This window comes from Pseudoxanthomonas sp. 3HH-4 (assembly GCF_006716465.1).
Taxonomy (GTDB): Bacteria; Pseudomonadota; Gammaproteobacteria; order Xanthomonadales; family Xanthomonadaceae; genus Pseudoxanthomonas_A.
The window spans coordinates 134,275-149,773 of sequence record NZ_VFPB01000006.1; the positions used below are offsets into that span (position 1 = coordinate 134,275).

General features: G+C 65.7%; 16 protein-coding genes. 13 read left to right on the forward strand and 3 right to left on the reverse strand.

Features of this window, described 5'->3' with window-relative positions; all coding sequences use genetic code 11:
* The first annotated feature begins 51 nt into the window (after positions 1 to 51).
* From FB548_RS17250 to FB548_RS17260, 3 genes are all read left to right on the forward strand, one after another.
* On the forward strand, positions 52 to 1,296 hold the full coding sequence (locus FB548_RS17250; RefSeq protein ID WP_185742159.1) for an MFS transporter: 1,245 nt from the start codon (positions 52 to 54) through the stop codon (positions 1,294 to 1,296).
* 61 nt (positions 1,297 to 1,357) lie between these two features.
* Positions 1,358 to 1,813, forward strand: coding sequence for a DMT family transporter (locus FB548_RS17255; protein ID WP_142126036.1), 456 nt, complete (start codon positions 1,358 to 1,360; stop codon positions 1,811 to 1,813).
* 33 nt (positions 1,814 to 1,846) lie between these two features.
* Positions 1,847 to 2,374 (forward strand): DNA-deoxyinosine glycosylase, encoded by a 528-nt coding sequence (locus FB548_RS17260; protein WP_142126120.1) that lies wholly within the window; start codon positions 1,847 to 1,849, stop codon positions 2,372 to 2,374.
* Here FB548_RS17260 and FB548_RS17265 read toward each other — a convergent pair.
* Positions 2,336 to 3,094 carry a hypothetical protein gene (locus FB548_RS17265; RefSeq protein ID WP_142126037.1) on the reverse strand — a complete coding sequence of 253 codons (759 nt, stop codon included), beginning with the start codon at positions 3,092 to 3,094 and terminating at the stop codon, positions 2,336 to 2,338. The two genes, FB548_RS17260 and FB548_RS17265, sit on opposite strands and share 39 nt — an antisense overlap.
* A 275-nt stretch (positions 3,095 to 3,369) precedes the next feature.
* Here FB548_RS17265 and FB548_RS17270 point away from each other — a divergent pair, with 275 nt between their 5' ends.
* Positions 3,370 to 4,797 carry a dihydrolipoyllysine-residue acetyltransferase gene (locus tag FB548_RS17270; RefSeq protein ID WP_142126038.1) on the forward strand — a complete coding sequence of 476 codons (1,428 nt, stop codon included), beginning with the start codon at positions 3,370 to 3,372 and terminating at the stop codon, positions 4,795 to 4,797.
* Positions 4,798 to 4,874: 77 nt separating this feature from the next.
* Positions 4,875 to 7,004 carry a dihydrolipoyl dehydrogenase gene (lpdA, locus tag FB548_RS17275; protein ID WP_142126039.1) on the forward strand — a complete coding sequence of 710 codons (2,130 nt, stop codon included), beginning with the start codon at positions 4,875 to 4,877 and terminating at the stop codon, positions 7,002 to 7,004.
* 65 nt (positions 7,005 to 7,069) lie between these two features.
* Here lpdA and FB548_RS17280 read toward each other — a convergent pair whose 3' ends face one another.
* The gene (locus tag FB548_RS17280; RefSeq protein ID WP_142126040.1) at positions 7,070 to 7,273 is read right to left on the reverse strand and encodes a DUF2061 domain-containing protein; all 204 of its coding nucleotides are present in this window, start codon (positions 7,271 to 7,273) and stop codon (positions 7,070 to 7,072) included.
* 171 nt (positions 7,274 to 7,444) lie between these two features.
* A complete protein-coding gene (locus FB548_RS17285) occupies positions 7,445 to 8,380 on the reverse strand; it encodes a hypothetical protein (RefSeq protein ID WP_142126041.1) in 936 nt (311 codons plus the stop codon).
* Between the two features lie 416 nt (positions 8,381 to 8,796).
* Here FB548_RS17285 and FB548_RS17290 point away from each other — a divergent pair, with 416 nt between their 5' ends.
* From FB548_RS17290 to atpD, 8 genes are all read left to right on the forward strand, one after another.
* Complete coding sequence (locus FB548_RS17290; RefSeq protein ID WP_142126042.1) at positions 8,797 to 9,168, forward strand: hypothetical protein; 372 nt, start codon at positions 8,797 to 8,799, stop codon at positions 9,166 to 9,168.
* A gap of 24 nt (positions 9,169 to 9,192) precedes the next feature.
* A complete protein-coding gene (gene atpB / locus FB548_RS17295) occupies positions 9,193 to 9,990 on the forward strand; it encodes a F0F1 ATP synthase subunit A (RefSeq protein WP_142126043.1) in 798 nt (265 codons plus the stop codon).
* Positions 9,991 to 10,054: 64 nt separating this feature from the next.
* A complete protein-coding gene (gene atpE, locus FB548_RS17300; RefSeq protein ID WP_055939490.1) occupies positions 10,055 to 10,354 on the forward strand; it encodes a F0F1 ATP synthase subunit C in 300 nt (99 codons plus the stop codon).
* Between the two features lie 105 nt (positions 10,355 to 10,459).
* On the forward strand, positions 10,460 to 10,930 hold the full coding sequence (locus FB548_RS17305) for a F0F1 ATP synthase subunit B (RefSeq protein WP_142126044.1): 471 nt from the start codon (positions 10,460 to 10,462) through the stop codon (positions 10,928 to 10,930).
* Positions 10,931 to 10,947: 17 nt separating this feature from the next.
* On the forward strand, positions 10,948 to 11,475 hold the full coding sequence (locus tag FB548_RS17310; RefSeq protein ID WP_142126045.1) for a F0F1 ATP synthase subunit delta: 528 nt from the start codon (positions 10,948 to 10,950) through the stop codon (positions 11,473 to 11,475).
* 46 nt (positions 11,476 to 11,521) lie between these two features.
* Positions 11,522 to 13,069: a F0F1 ATP synthase subunit alpha gene (gene atpA, locus FB548_RS17315; RefSeq protein ID WP_142126046.1), complete on the forward strand. Its 1,548-nt coding sequence runs from the start codon at positions 11,522 to 11,524 to the stop codon at positions 13,067 to 13,069.
* 113 nt (positions 13,070 to 13,182) lie between these two features.
* Positions 13,183 to 14,046, forward strand: a complete 864-nt coding sequence (gene atpG / locus FB548_RS17320) for a F0F1 ATP synthase subunit gamma (protein ID WP_142126047.1) — start codon at positions 13,183 to 13,185, stop codon at positions 14,044 to 14,046.
* A gap of 39 nt (positions 14,047 to 14,085) precedes the next feature.
* Complete coding sequence (atpD, locus tag FB548_RS17325) at positions 14,086 to 15,492, forward strand: F0F1 ATP synthase subunit beta (RefSeq protein WP_142126048.1); 1,407 nt, start codon at positions 14,086 to 14,088, stop codon at positions 15,490 to 15,492.
* Positions 15,493 to 15,499: the final 7 nt, after the last annotated feature.

Here is a 15,499-nt window from a genome sequence, read left to right on the forward strand (position 1 = left end):
CGCACGCCGGCCGATGCGGCTAGGATGCGTCCGACCCGACCGGTACCGCCCATGACGCGCACCCGCATGATCCTGGCGATGATCCTGACCTACATGATCTTCGCCATGCTGTTGAACTCCGTGGGCACGGTGATCCTGCAGTCCATCCAGGGCTTCGGCATCAGCAAGGCTGATGCGAGCCTGCTGGAGGCGTTCAAGGACCTGCCGATCGCGATCACCTCGTTCCTGGTGGCGTCGTTCCTGCCGCGGCTGGGCTACCGCCGGGCGATGATGCTCGGCCTGTTGCTCGTCGCCGCCGCCTGCGTCGCGATGCCGCTGCTGCAGGCGTTCTGGGCGACCAAGCTGTTGTTCGCCACGGTCGGCGTGGCGTTCGCGCTGGTGAAGGTGTCGGTGTATTCCAGCATCGGCCTGCTGACCGACGATGCGAAGGCACATGCCGCGCTGACCAGCACGGTGGAAGGCTGGTTCATGGTCGGCATCCTCGGCAGCGCGTGGTTGTTCGCCGCCTTCATCAATGCCGACGCGCCGGGCGATCCGGTCTGGCTGGACGTCTACTGGGTGCTGGCGGCGCTGTGCATTGCGGTGATCGTGTTGCTGGCGACCTGCACGCTGGACGAGCGCGCGGCGCAGGATGGCCATGCGGCGGGTGAATCCTTCATCGACATGTTCCGCCTGCTGGCATTGCCGCTGGTGGCGGTGTTCCTGGTGTCGGCGTTCCTCTACGTGCTGATGGAGCAAGCCATCAATACGTGGCTACCCACGTTCAATCGCGAGATCCTGCACCTGCCCACCACGCTCAGCGTGCAGGCGGCGAGCATCTTCGCCGGCTCGCTGGCGTTGGGGCGGCTGGGAGGCGGTGTGCTGCTTCGGCGGATCCCCTGGTTCTGGCTGCTGTCGGCCTGTGTGGTGGCGATGGCGGTGCTGGTGCTGCTGGCGCTGCCGCTGGCGGCGAACGTGCAGGCGCGCGAGGGCATGACCTGGTGGAATGCACCTGCGGCCGCCTACGTATTCCCGATGATCGGCCTGCTGATGGCGCCGATCTATCCGGCGATCAATTCGGTGGTGCTCAGCGCGCTGCCGAAGTCGCGGCATGCGGCGATGACCGGGCTGATCGTGGTGTTTTCCGCGCTGGGGGGAACCACCGGTTCGTACGTGACGGGTCAGCTGTTCGCGCATTTCGACGGATCGCGTGCCTTCTACCTGCTGCTGGCACCGATGGCGATGCTGTTGGTGTCGATGGTGTTGCTGCAACGCGCAGTGTCGAAGCGGCAGGGCAGCGTTAAGCAGGTCGCATGACGCGCATGCATTGACGCCACGTGGCGTATCGTTCGTCCTTCTGTACTGGACGAGATGACGCATGAACGCGACCGGCGTGGCCCTGGCCCTCTTCATCGGCATGCTGTTGCCGCTGCAGGCATTGATCAACGCGTCGCTCGGCAAACAGACCTTCGGTCCCGTGTTCGCCGCGCTGGCGTCCTTCATGGTCGGAACCGGGGTGCTATTGGCGTGGTGGTGGCTCAGCCGGCCGGTGTTCGTGCCCGCCGCGCTGGGCAAGGTGCCTTGGTGGGCATGGACCGGGGGCGTGATCGGGGCGGTGTTCGTCGCCTCGGCCACCCTGTTGGTGCCCCGCCTGGGAGCAGCGTCGTTGATCTGCCTGGTGGTGGCGGGGCAACTGGTGGGGTCGGTGGTGCTCGACCACTTCGGTGTGCTGCATGCGCGGCAACCGGTGGACGCGCTGCGCGTGTTCGGCCTGCTACTCGTGGTGGCGGGCGCCCTGCTGGTGGTGAAGCCCTGGCAGACCGCAGGCGGGTGAGGCGTGGACGACCTGCTGACCGGACTGCCGCCGATGGTGGCGCCCGACTGCCGCGTGCTCGTGCTGGGATCGATGCCGGGTGCGGCATCGCTGCAGGTCGCGCGCTACTACGCCCATCCGCGCAACCGCTTCTGGCCGGTCATGACGACCTTGGCCGGCATCTCGCCAGACGCGTCCTATGAGGAACGGCTTGCTGGGGTGCAGGGGGCCGGGATCGGCCTGTGGGACGTGATCGGCGAATGCCGCCGTGCCGGCAGCCTGGACAGCGCGATCGTGCGCAGCAGCGAGCGCCCCAACGCACTCGTGCCGTTGATCGCTTCGCTGCCGCGACTGCGCGCCATCGCGTTCAATGGCGCGACGGCATCGTCGCTGTTCCGTCGGCATGTGCAACCACAATGGCCGGAGGCATTGCGAGTGCACGTGCAGTGCGTCGCCCTGCCATCGACCAGTCCGGCGCATGCGGCGATGGGGTTGGAGGCGCTGCGCGAGGCCTGGAGCGTACTGACGCCGTGGCTGGCCGGCTCAGCCCAAGGAGGCACGGGGCTGCGGACGCAGGCGTAGCCACGCGGTCTGCGCGGCCAGCACGATGGCGACGACAATCGCCACCATGGCGGCGGTGTCGCTGCCGCGTAACGTCCAGTCCGACTGCTTCACGTACACCGCCGCCAACGCCCACAGCGCCGCCGCCGCGAACGGCAGGTTGCCGCGCATGCGGTGGTTGGCCCACAGCAGCAATGCGGCCGCGGCGACGAACAGCACCAGCGTCCACGGCAGCATGGCGCCGGTGGGCAACAGTCGGTACGCCACGATCACCTGCGCGGTGTTGAGGAAGGCGGCCATCGACAGCCAGCCCGCATGCAGCGACAACGGTGCCCACGCCCAGACCGTCGAACCCGGCGTCTCGGTGCGCGCCGCCGACAGCGTCAGCGCGCAGACCAGCAGGCAAGCCAGCGCACCCCAGATGATCGGCAGCGCAAGCCAGAACAGTTTCAGCGAGAACACCGGCATCCAGACCGCCGTCAGTGCGAACCCGGCCGCCGCCCAAGGCCGGATCCCCGCCAGCGGTGTCGCAACGGCGCGGCGCGAGAACGCCTGCCAGGCGCTGAACGCGACGTCCCACAGGAAGATCAGGCCCCAGATCGCGAATGCATAGCCAGCCGCGACGATGAGCGTCGGATAACGGTCCGAGATGGCGCCGTTGGTGGGGCCGAACATCCCTTGCTGGGACAACCAGGACACGACGGGCATGGCGAGCGACAGCAGCAGGACGAGCCAGCGCATGGGAATCTCCTTGGTTGGATAGGCGGCGATGCTAGGCATGGGCCTGTGAACACCGCATCCAGATACGCACGACGAGGCGTGGCGGATGAACAATGCGGTTGCGTATTGCGACGGCAGGCTCATGCGGCAGTCCGACCAAAGCGATACCAGTACGTGCCGCGCAGGCCGGAATGTCCCGCCATGGACAGCAATTAACACCAAGGAATGGTTGGCGCATCGCGCCGCTGCGGACACAATAGGGGTTCCCCTCTTCACGCCCACACCGGAGTAACGCCATGTCCGACATCAAGGAAGCCAAAGTCCCCGACATCGGTGACTACGACGGCGTACCGGTGATCGAGATCCTGGTGGCCGTCGGCGACACGGTGAAGAAAGACCAGGGCCTGGTCACGCTGGAATCGGACAAGGCCACGATGGAGGTACCGTCCGCCTTCTCCGGCGTGGTGAAGGAGATCAAGGTCAAGCTGGGCGACGAGATCGCCGAAGGCGCGATCGTGGCGCTGATCGAAGTGAGCGAAGGCGCCGCCGAGGCGAAGCCCGTCGCCGCACCCGCACCGACCGCCACCGCTGAAACCGGCGCGAAGGTCGAGCCGGTCGCGGTATCGCCGACCCCCGACAAGATCACTCAGCGCGAGATCGCGCAGGAGCGCGCCGCGCCGGCCTTCGCCCCCACTGCCTCGCGCGTGCTGGACGACAAGCCGGGCATCGACCCGGAAGCCTCGCCGCCGCGCACGCCGCCGGTCGAGTTCAACGCCGACCGCGTGCTCCCCGAGAAGGTCGCTTACGCCAGCCCGGCCGTGCGCCTGTTCGCGCGTGAGCTCGGTGTCGACCTCAACCAGGTCAGCGGCAGCGAGCGTGGTGGCCGCATCAGCAAGGAAGACGTGCAGAAGTACGTCAAGGGCGCGCTGGCCGGTGGCGTGTCGACGCCTGCTGCTGCGGGCGCACCGGCCGCGGCCGGTGGTGGCCTCAACCTGCTGCCGTGGCCGAAGGTCGACTTCAGCAAGTTCGGCGAAACCGAAGTCGTCGCGCTGTCGCGCATCAAGAAGATTTCCGGCGCCAACCTGGCGCGCAACTGGGCGATGATCCCGCACGTCACCCAGCACGACCATGCCGACATCACCGACCTGGAAGCGCTTCGCGTGGCGTTGAACAAGGAAAACGAAAAGGCCGGCATCAAGCTGACCATGCTCGCCTTCCTGATGAAGGCCAGTGTCTCCGCGCTGAAGAAATTCCCCGATTTCAACGCCTCGCTCGATGCCAGCGGCGAAAACCTCACCCTGAAGAAGTACTTCCATGTCGGCTTCGCCGCCGACACGCCGAACGGCCTGGTCGTGCCGGTGATCCGCGACGTCGACAAGAAGGGCGTCAACGAGATCGCCCAGGAAAGCGGCGAACTGGCGAAGAAGGCCCGCGATGGCAAGCTCGGCCCGGCCGAGATGTCCGGCGGCTGCTTCTCGATCTCCTCGCTCGGCGGCATCGGCGGCGTGGCGTTCACGCCCATCGTCAATGCGCCGGAAGTCGCCATCCTCGGCGTGTCCAAATCGTCGATCCAGCCGGTCTGGGACGGCAAGCAGTTCCAGCCGCGCCTGATGCTGCCGCTGTCGCTGAGCTACGACCACCGCGTGATCGACGGCGCCGCCGCCGCGCGCTTCACCGCCTATCTCGCCCAGCTGCTGGCCGACATGCGCCGCGTGCTGCTGTAAGTCCGTAGGGTGGGCCCCGGCCCACCGACCCGAACAAACCACGGTGGGCCAAGGCCCACCCTACGAAAGAGAGTGGTATGGCGAACACGATCGAAGTCAAAGTCCCCGACATCGGCGATTACAGCGATGTGCCGGTCATCGAGATCCTCGTCGCCGTCGGCGACACGGTGAAGAAGGACCAGGGCCTGGTCACGCTGGAATCGGACAAGGCCACGCTGGAAGTGCCGTCCTCGGCCGCCGGCGTGGTAAAGGAACTCAAGGTGAAGCTGGGCGACACGCTGTCCGAGGGCAGCGTGGTGGCCGTGTTGGAAGCCGAAGGCGCCGCGGCGTCTGCGCCTGCCCCGGCAGCTCCCGCCAAGCCTGCTCCCGCACCGGCAGCGCCTGCCGTGTCGGCGCCCGCTCCTGCGGCACCCGCGCCATCCGGCGGTGCTGGCCTGATCGAGGCCAAGGTGCCCGACATCGGCGACTACGACGGCGTGCCGGTCATCGAGATCCTGGTCGCGGTCGGCGACACGGTGAAGAAGGACCAGGGCCTGGTCACGCTGGAATCGGACAAGGCAACGATGGAAGTCCCGTCGCCCGCCGCCGGCGTGATCAAGGAGATCAAGGTCAAGCTCGGCGACGAACTCGCCGAGGGTAGCCTGGTGGCGATCATCGAAGGCGAGGGCGCCGCGGTGGCCCCCGTCAAGCCCGCACCGGTCACGCCCTCGCCAGTCGCGCCTGCTGCGCCCGCCACGTCGGCGCCGAAGCCGGCGCTGGGCACCGGCAAGCCGGCCGACATCGAGTGCCGCATCGTCGTGATCGGTTCCGGCCCGGGTGGCTACACGGCGGCCTTCCGCGCCGCCGACCTCGGTCTGGATACGGTCCTCATCGAACGCTACGAAGCGCTCGGCGGCGTCTGCCTCAACGTGGGCTGCATCCCGTCGAAGGCACTGCTGCATGCAGCGGCCTTGATCGACGAGGCATCGCATTCCGACGACATCGGCATCAGCTTCGGCAAGCCGAAGATCGACCTCGACAAGTTGCGCGGCTTCAAGCAGGACAAGGTGGTCGGCCAGTTCACCAAGGGCCTGGCCGGCATGGCCAAGCAGCGCAAGGTGCGCACGGTGACGGGCGTGGCGAAGTTCGTGTCGCCGAACGAACTGGAGATCACCGGCAGCGATGGCAAGACGCAGCTGCTGCGCTTTGAACAGTGCATCATCGCCGCCGGTTCGCAGGCGGTGAAGCTGCCGAACTTCCCCTGGGACGACCCGCGCGTGATGGATTCCACTGACGCGTTGCAGCTGGCCGAGGTACCGAAGAAGCTGCTCGTCGTCGGCGGCGGCATCATCGGCCTGGAAATGGCGACGGTGTACCGCGCGCTGGGCGCCGAGGTGACCGTGGTCGAGTTCATGGACCAGCTGATGCCGGGCGCCGACAAGGACTTGGTGAAGCCGCTGGCCGACCGTCTGAAGAAGCAGGGCGTCATCGTCCACCTCAAGACCAAGGCCGCCAAGGTTGAGGCGTCCAAGAAGGGCATCACCGTGCACTTCGAGAGCGCCACCGAAGGCCAGAAGCTGGAACTCGAATCAGGCACCTGGGACCGTGTGCTGGTCGCCGTCGGTCGTTCGCCCAACGGCGGCAAGCTGGATGCCGACAAGGCCGGCGTCACGGTTACCGACCGCGGTTTCATCCCGGTCGACGCGCAGATGCGCACCAACGTGCCGCACATCTTCGCCATCGGCGACCTGGTGGGTCAGCCGATGCTGGCGCACAAGGCCACGCACGAAGGCAAGCTCGCTGCGGAAGTGGCGGCCGGCGAGAAGAAGGAGTGGGTGGCGCGGGTGATTCCGTCGGTGGCTTACACCGATCCGGAGATTGCGTGGGTGGGCGTGACCGAAACCGAAGCCAAGGCCAAGGGTCTGAAGATCGGCATCGGCAAGTTCCCTTGGGTGGCGTCCGCGCGCGCGGTCGGCATCGGTCGCGGCGAAGGTTCGACCAAGCTGATCTTCGACGAGCACACCCACCGCATCATCGGTGCCGGCATCGTGGGCGTGCATGCGGGCGACCTGATCAGCGAACTCGCGCTAGCGATCGAGATGGGCGCGGAAGCCGGCGACATCGGCGCGACCATCCATCCGCACCCCACGCTCAGCGAATCGGTGGCGATGGCGGCCGAGGTCTACGAAGGCACGATCACCGACTTGTATATCCCGAAGAAGAAGTAAGCGTCGGCGGGATGGAAACGAAAAGGCCACGCGGATGCGTGGCCTTTTTCTTCGGGTGATCCAGGTCAGGCCGGCAAGGGCATCACCTTCGCCGCCCGGCGGGCCTCGATCCGCTTCCAGACCTTTTCGTGGAAGTGGAATACCACCGTGTTGGTCGCCGGTTCGATCAACGCCAGCATGCCGCCCACCAGCAGGCTGCCGGTGAACAGGTAGCCCAGGGTGAAGGCCACCGAGAAATGCAGGATCGCGAAGCTCAGGGTCTTGTTCACGACGGGCTCCAGATGAGAATTGATCTCATTATGGGGGCCAAGCTGCCGCTGTCCAATGGAATGATCCGCTGCTACCGATAAATATTGCCTATCGGTCGGGGTGGGATACCTGGATGGCTGGCCAAGGCGGCCCAGGTGTGTTCGGCGCCGGGCGCGCCTTGTGCGACCGGGTCAGAACCGGACCGACACGCCCGCCATCGGGCCATGCACCTTGAACTCGCCCGTGACCCTGCCCGCGACATCCACCGTGCCGATACCCGACTCCACCGGCGCCTCGAACGAACCGCGATAGTTGTCGCTGAGCTTCAGGCGGAACCAGTCGTAGCCCACATGCACCCCGATCCGCTCGGTTACCCGGTACTCGACCAGCAAGCCGCCGCGCTCGAAATGCCCGCGCTCATTGATGAAGTTGCCCCAGCGCGTATCCAGATACTGTCCCTGCGCTTCGATGCGCAGGCGCGGCGTCGGCGACCATGCCACCCGGGTGTGCAGGTTCGGCGAGGTGCCGTCGCGCTTCCAGTCCAGTTCTTCCCACTGCGGGTCGATGTCGCCGGTACCCGCGCTGGTGGCGGTACCGCGCGCCGCCAGCGTCGCATGGGTGATGCCGGCACCGAGACCCCACTGGAAGCGTGGCGTATCGACCGTCGCGAACTCGTAGTTGAGGCTGGCAAGTTCGAAGCTGATGCGGCCCGACACGTCGACGGCAGGCACCTCAACCGGCTCGCCCGGGATCTCGACCTCGTCGAAGATCGTGCCGGGATCGACCCAATCGCCATCGAAGCCCCACGATTGATCACGTCGATAGTCGTAATAGTCGAGGCGGAGCGACTGGCGGGGCGTCATCTTGAAGGTGAGCTCGCCGCGCGGGCGCCAGCGGCCGTCGGCATTGATCTCCCCGGCCGCACCCAACTCCTCCGTTCGCTCGCCATTGGTGGCCACGGCATCGCCGGTGAAGCGGATGTTTGCCTCGGGATTGAATGCGGAGAGTCTCAGTTCGAAGCGGGCGTCGTCGGAAACCTCCTGTGCGGACGCGATGGAGGTGATGATGGCGAGGGACAGGCAGCAGAACACCGATGCGGCGGTGCGGCGGGGGATGTGGCGACTCATGGGTTCCATGCGGTTGGGTGTGGAGAGCCCAACGTTCGCCATCCCCGGGTCGACAGGGAGTGAATTGACTGAACGAGTGGCCCTCTCCGCAGCGTTTCCCCCCGGAAAAAAGGAAGCCCCGGGGGCAACCGGGGCTTCTGGAGAACCTGCGACGGAGCATCGGACGAGGAAGTTGAGCGGCAGGTCTCAGAGGGACTGACAGACGGTTTTCGTCAAAGTTCCGGGAAATCCTGCGGAAAATTCTGAACAGGGGAAACGGTTACAGCCTTGTCCCCGTTGGCTTTGGCGGAATCCGGCGCCGAACTCGCGGTTTCGACCTTTGGCGGTTGTCCCGGAAATTGTCCCGCTGCTATACTTTTACGGCTCGGCGAGGCGCTTTACCGCCTTGTATCCCGCCAATTCCGTAGGGCTTTCGTGTGCTGAATTCCGTCGCTGCGGGCCGGCGGCTGGTATTGCGCGCCGCCGCTTGGCAAGGGCTGGCCGTGCTGCTGGTCGCGGCACTTTTCCTGCTCTGGGGCCTGCCCCAGGCACTGGCGGCGGCGGTGGGTGGGACAGCAATCGTGGCCGGCGCGCTGCTGGCGGCCTGGATGGCCTTCGGCGGTGGCGTACTCGGCGCCGTTTCGGCGGTCCTGAGGCTGGTGGCGGGAATGGTGGTGAAGTGGGTCGTGGTGATTGGCGTGCTGGTGATGGGCGCGGGGCTTTACAAGCTGCCCCCGCTGCCCTTGCTGGCAGGCGTGATCACCGGACTGGTGGCACAGGTGCTGGTCGCGACCGGCAAGCAGCGATAACCCAACTAGAAAGGTTTCCGACTCATGGCGGGCGAGGCTCTTACTCCCACCAGTTACATCCAGCACCACCTGAAGAACCTCACGGCCCAGGTGGGCGGTGAAGGTCCGTTCTGGACGATCAACGTCGACACCTTCGTGACCGCCGTGTTGATGGGTCTGCTGATCGTGTTCGCCTTCTGGATGGCCACGCGCAAGGCCACGGCTGGCGTGCCGGGCAAGTGGCAGGCTTTCGTCGAGATCATGCTGGAGTTCGTCGACAAGCAGGCCCGCGACACCTACCACGGGACCAGCAAGCTGGTGACGCCGATCGCGATCACCATCTTCTTCTGGATCCTGATGATGAACCTGCTGAAGATGATCCCGGCGGACTTCATCGCCAAGCCGCTCGAGCTGATGGGCGTGCATTACTGGAAGCCGGTGCCCACCGCCGACGTCAATGCCACCCTGGGCATGTCGATCAGCGTGTTCTTCCTGATGCTGATCTTCGCGCTCCGTTCCAAGGGCCTGGGCGGTTTCGCCAAGGAGTTCCTGACGGCGCCGTTCGGCAAGTGGATGATGCCGTTCAACCTGATCCTCAACATTGTCGAATGGGTCAGCAAGCCCATTTCGCTGGCGATGCGACTGTTCGGCAACATGTTCGGCGGCGAAATCGTCTTCCTGCTGATCTGGGTGCTGGGCGGCGCGGGCATCCTCGGCATGCTCGGCGGCGCGACATTCGGCTTGGGCTGGATGCTGTTCCACCTGCTGGTCATTCCGCTGCAGGCCTTCATCTTCATGATGCTGTCGATCGTCTACCTCAGCTTGTCGGAAGACAGCCACTAACGTTTCCGCTTCACCGTTTCCTTCGTACCATCACCTTTCAAGCACTTAAGTTCCGGAGATCACCATGGAAAGCATCCTCACCAACCTCGCCCAGGTCCAGGCTTCGACCGCCCTCGCCATCGGCATCATGATCGGCCTGGCCGCGCTGGGCGCGGGTCTGGGTCTGGCCATCATGGCCGGCAAGTTCCTGGAATCGGCTGCCCGCCAGCCGGAACTGATCCCGGTCCTGCAGGTGCGCATGTTCATCACCGCCGGCCTGATCGACGCCGCGTTCATCATCTCGGTCGCCGTGGGCCTGCTGTTCGCCTTCGCCAGCCCGTTCATCACGATCTTCACCGAACAGCTGGCCAAGCTGGCGGGCTGATCCGTCGCGTGCACGCCTGACCACGGGCTTTCGTCCGCGGTCAGTCACCAGGCGTAGCTGGGCCGGCGCGATGTGCGCGGGCCCTTCATCACCGGCAGGTTTACGATGAATATCAATCTCACTCTGTTCGCCCAGGCGCTGGCCTTCGCCGGCCTGATCTGGATCATTGCGACCAAAATCTGGCCGCCGCTGCTGGCTGCCATCGAAGAACGCCAGCAGAAGATCGCTGAAGGCCTGGCCGCGGCCGACCGCAGCCAGAAGGATCTGGCGCAGGCCCAGGAAAAGGTCAACGAGGCGTTGAAGGAAGCCCGCGTCAAGGCCAACGAGATCATCGACCAGGCCCATGCGCGCGCCAACCAGATCGTCGATGCGGCCAAGAATGATGCGATCGCCGAAGCCAACCGCCAGAAGGCGCTGGCCGAAGCCGAGATCGACGCCGCCGCCACGCGTGCCCGCGAGGACCTGCGCAAGCAGGTGTCCGCGCTGGCCGTCAGCGGTGCCGAGAAGCTGTTGAAGCGCGAGATCGATGCCAACGCCCACAAGGCGCTGCTCGACGAACTCGCCGCCGAAATCTGATCCGGACGAGCTGATCGATGAGCCAGGCCCTTACCGTCGCCCGCCCCTACGCCCGCGCCGCCTTTGCGACGGCGCGCGACGAAGGCAACTTCGCCGCCTGGTCGCAGGCGCTGGGTTTCGCCGCGCATGTCGCGGCGGACCCGCGCGTGGCCGCGCTGCTGCCCAATCCGCAGCTGCTGCACGCCGATGCGGTGACCCTGCTCGCGCCCGAGGGCGCGAGTGAGACGTTCGTCCGCTTCCTGGGCATCCTCGCCGACGCGCGCCGCCTGCCCCAGCTGCCGGAGATCGCCGGCCTGTTCGAGGAACTGCGCGCCGAGGCCGAGCACATCGTCAAGGCGAAGGTGACCTCCGCCACGACACTGCCGGCCGGCGAGCTGGACGTGATCAAGGCCGCGTTGAAGAAGCGCTTCGGCTGCGAGGTCGAAATCGAGACGGCCGTCGACGCATCGCTGATCGGCGGCGCCGTTATCGATGCCGGCAGCGTGGTGATCGACGGCTCGCTGAAAGGCAAGCTGGCGCGCCTGCAGTCAGCGCTGACGCACTGAATTCCCATTGAACCGCCGCGCGCGAGCCGGCACACAGGACTTACCCATGGCTACCACGCTCAACCCCTCTGAAATCAGCGACCTGATCAAGACCCGTATCGAGAAGGTCAAGCTGGCCGCGGAGTCGCGCAATGAAGGCACGGTCACCTCCGTGTCCGACGGCATCGTGCGCATCTTCGGCCTGGCCGACGTCATGCAGGGCGAAATGATCGAGCTGCCCAACAGCACCTACGCACTGGCGCTGAACCTGGAGCGCGACTCGGTGGGCGCGGTTGTCCTGGGCGACTACGAGCACCTGCGCGAAGGCGACGTGGCCAAGACCACCGGCCGCATCCTGGAAGTGCCGGTCGGTCCGGAAATGCTCGGCCGCGTGGTGAACGCGCTGGGCGAGCCGATCGACGGCAAGGGCCCGCTGGGCACCTCGCTGACCGCGCCGGTGGAGCGCGTGGCCCCGGGCGTGATCTGGCGCAAGTCGGTCGACCAGCCGGTGCAGACCGGTTACAAGTCCGTCGATGCGATGATCCCGATCGGCCGCGGCCAGCGCGAGCTGATCATCGGCGACCGCCAGACCGGTAAGACCGCGATGGCGATCGACGCCGTGATCAACCAGAAGGGCACCGGCATCAAGTGCGTGTACGTCGCGATCGGCCAGAAGGCCTCGACCGTGGCCAACATCGTGCGCAAGCTGGAAGAGAACGGCGCGCTGGCCCACACCGTGGTCGTCGCCGCCACCGCCTCCGAGTCGGCCGCGATGCAGTACATCAGCGCCTACTCCGGCTGCACCATGGGCGAGTACTTCATGGACCGCGGCCAGGACGCCCTGATCGTGTACGACGATCTGTCCAAGCAGGCCGTGGCCTACCGCCAGATCTCGCTGCTGCTGAAGCGTCCGCCGGGCCGCGAAGCCTACCCGGGCGACGTGTTCTACCTGCACTCCCGCCTGCTCGAGCGCGCCGCCCGCGTATCCGAGGAGTACGTCGAGAAGTTCACCGAAGGCAAGGTCACCGGCAAGACCGGTTCGCTGACCGCGCTGCCGATCATCGAAACGCAGGCCGGCGACGTGTCCGCGTTCGTGCCGACCAACGTGATCTCGATCACCGACGGCCAGATCTTCCTGGAAACCGACCTGTTCAACGCCGGCATCCGCCCGGCCGTGAACGCCGGCATCTCCGTGTCGCGCGTCGGTGGCGCTGCCCAGACCAAGATCATCAAGAAGCTGTCGGGTGGCATCCGCATCTCGCTCGCCCAGTACCGTGAGCTGGCGGCGTTCGCGCAGTTCGCCTCGGACCTGGACGAAGCCACCCGCAAGCAGCTGGAGCGCGGCCAGCGCGTCACCGAGCTGATGAAGCAGAAGCAGTACGCGCCGATGTCCATCGCCCTGCAGGCGCTGTCCATCTACGCCGTCAACGAGGGCTACCTGGACGACGTGCCGGTCGGCAAGATCCTGGCGTTCGAAGAAGCGCTGCACGCGCACTTCACCAACACCCAGGGCGCGCTGGTCGACACGATCAACAGCACCGGCAACTGGAACGACGAGATCGAAGGCGCTTTCAAGAAGGGCATCGCCGAGTTCAAGCAGACCGGTACCTGGTAACGAAGCCGTGGTATGTGATTCGTGATTCGTGATTCGCAGGAGCAACGGCGGATCACGGGGCCCACGAATCACCCATCACTAATCACGAATCACCGCGAGCGAAGCGAGTAGACATGGCAGGCGGACGCGAAATCAAAACCAAGATCAAGAGCGTGCAGAACACCCGCAAGGTGACGCGCGCGCTCGAGATGGTCTCGGCCTCCAAGATCCGCAAGGCGCAGGAGCGCATGAAGACCTCGCGCCCGTACGCACGCGCGATGAAGCAGGTGATCGGCCACCTGGCGCAGGCCAACACCGATTACCAGCATCCCTTCATGGTGGAGCGCAAGGAAGTCAAGCGCGTCGGCTTCATCATCGTGTCGTCCGACCGCGGCCTGGCCGGCGGCCTGAACAACAACCTGTTCCGCAAGATGCTCGGCGAGATCCGCCAGTGGAACGAGAAGGGCGTCGAGGTCGACGTGGTCACCATCGGCCAGAAGGCCTCGGTGTACTTCCGCCGGGTAAAGGTCGACATGCTGGCCAGCGTGTCGCACCTGGGCGATTCGCCCAAGCTCGACCAGCTGATCGGCGTGATCAAGGTGATGCTGGACGCGTACACCGAAGGCAAGCTAGATCGCGTGTTCGTCGTCTACAACGACTTCGTCAACACGATGACCCAGCGTGCGGCGTTCGACCAGCTGCTGCCGCTGCCGGCGGCGGAGACGCAGGTGGCGCACCACGACTGGGACTACATCTACGAACCCGATGCCGCGACCGTGCTCGATCACGTGATCACGCGCTACATCGAGTCGCTGGTGTACCAGGCGGTGCTGGAGAACATCGCGTCGGAACACGCGGCGCGCATGGTGGCCATGAAGGCCGCCAGCGACAACGCCAACAAGCTCATCGGTACCCTGCAGCTGGTCTACAACAAGGCCCGCCAGGCGGCGATCACCCAGGAAATTTCCGAAATCGTCGGCGGCGCGGCGGCAGTCTGACGCGCGTAGTCACAAGAATTCATCTAGAGGAATGCAGCAATGAGTCAGGGCAAGATCGTTCAGATCATCGGCGCGGTGGTTGACGTCGAATTCGCGCGCCACGAAGTGCCGAAGGTGTACGACGCGCTGAAGGTGGAAAACACCGCCATCACGCTCGAAGTGCAGCAGCAGCTCGGCGACGGCGTCGTCCGCACCATCGCCCTCGGCTCCACCGACGGCCTGAAGCGCAACCTGATCGCCGTGAACACCGACAAGGCCATTTCGGTGCCCGTCGGTGCCGGCACGCTGGGCCGCATCATGGACGTGCTGGGCAACCCGATCGACGAAGCCGGCCCGGTGCAGGCGACCGACCATTGGGAAATCCACCGCTCGGCCCCGTCGTACGAGGACCAGTCCTCGGCCAACGACCTGCTGGAAACCGGCATCAAGGTCATCGACCTGATGTGTCCGTTCGCCAAGGGCGGCAAGGTCGGCCTGTTCGGCGGCGCCGGCGTCGGCAAGACCGTCAACATGATGGAACTGATCAACAACATCGCCAAGGCGCACTCGGGTCTGTCCGTGTTCGCCGGCGTGGGCGAGCGTACCCGCGAGGGCAACGACTTCTACCACGAGATGAAGGACTCCAACGTCCTCGACAAGGTCGCGATGGTGTACGGCCAGATGAACGAGCCGCCGGGCAACCGCCTGCGCGTCGCGCTGACCGGCCTGACCATGGCCGAGTACTTCCGCGACGAGAAGGACGCGTCGGGCAAGGGCAAGGACGTGCTGCTGTTCGTCGACAACATCTACCGCTACACGCTGGCCGGTACCGAAGTGTCCGCGCTGCTCGGCCGCATGCCGTCGGCCGTGGGCTACCAGCCGACGCTGGCCGAGGAAATGGGCGTCCTGCAGGAGCGCATCACCTCGACCAAGACCGGTTCGATCACCTCGATCCAGGCCGTGTACGTGCCCGCGGACGACCTGACCGACCCGTCGCCGGCCACCACGTTCGCCCACTTGGACGCGACCGTCGTGCTGAGCCGCAACATCGCTTCGCTGGGTATCTACCCGGCCGTGGATCCGCTCGACTCGACCAGCCGCCAGCTGGACCCGAACGTCATCGGCCACGAGCACTACGACACCGCTCGCCGCGTGCAGTCGACGCTGCAGAAGTACAAGGAACTGAAGGACATCATCGCCATCCTTGGCATGGATGAGCTGTCCGAAGAAGACAAGCAGGCCGTGTCGCGCGCGCGCAAGATCGAGCGCTTCTTCAGCCAGCCGTTCCACGTGGCGGAAGTGTTCACCGGTTCGCCGGGCAAGTACGTCTCGCTGAAGGACACGATCCGCGGCTTCAAGGCGATCGTCGACGGCGAGTACGACCACCTGCCGGAACAGGCGTTCTACATGGTCGGCGGCATCGAAGAGGCCGTCGAGAAGGCCAAGAAGCTCGCCGAGAAGGCGTAAGCGCGTA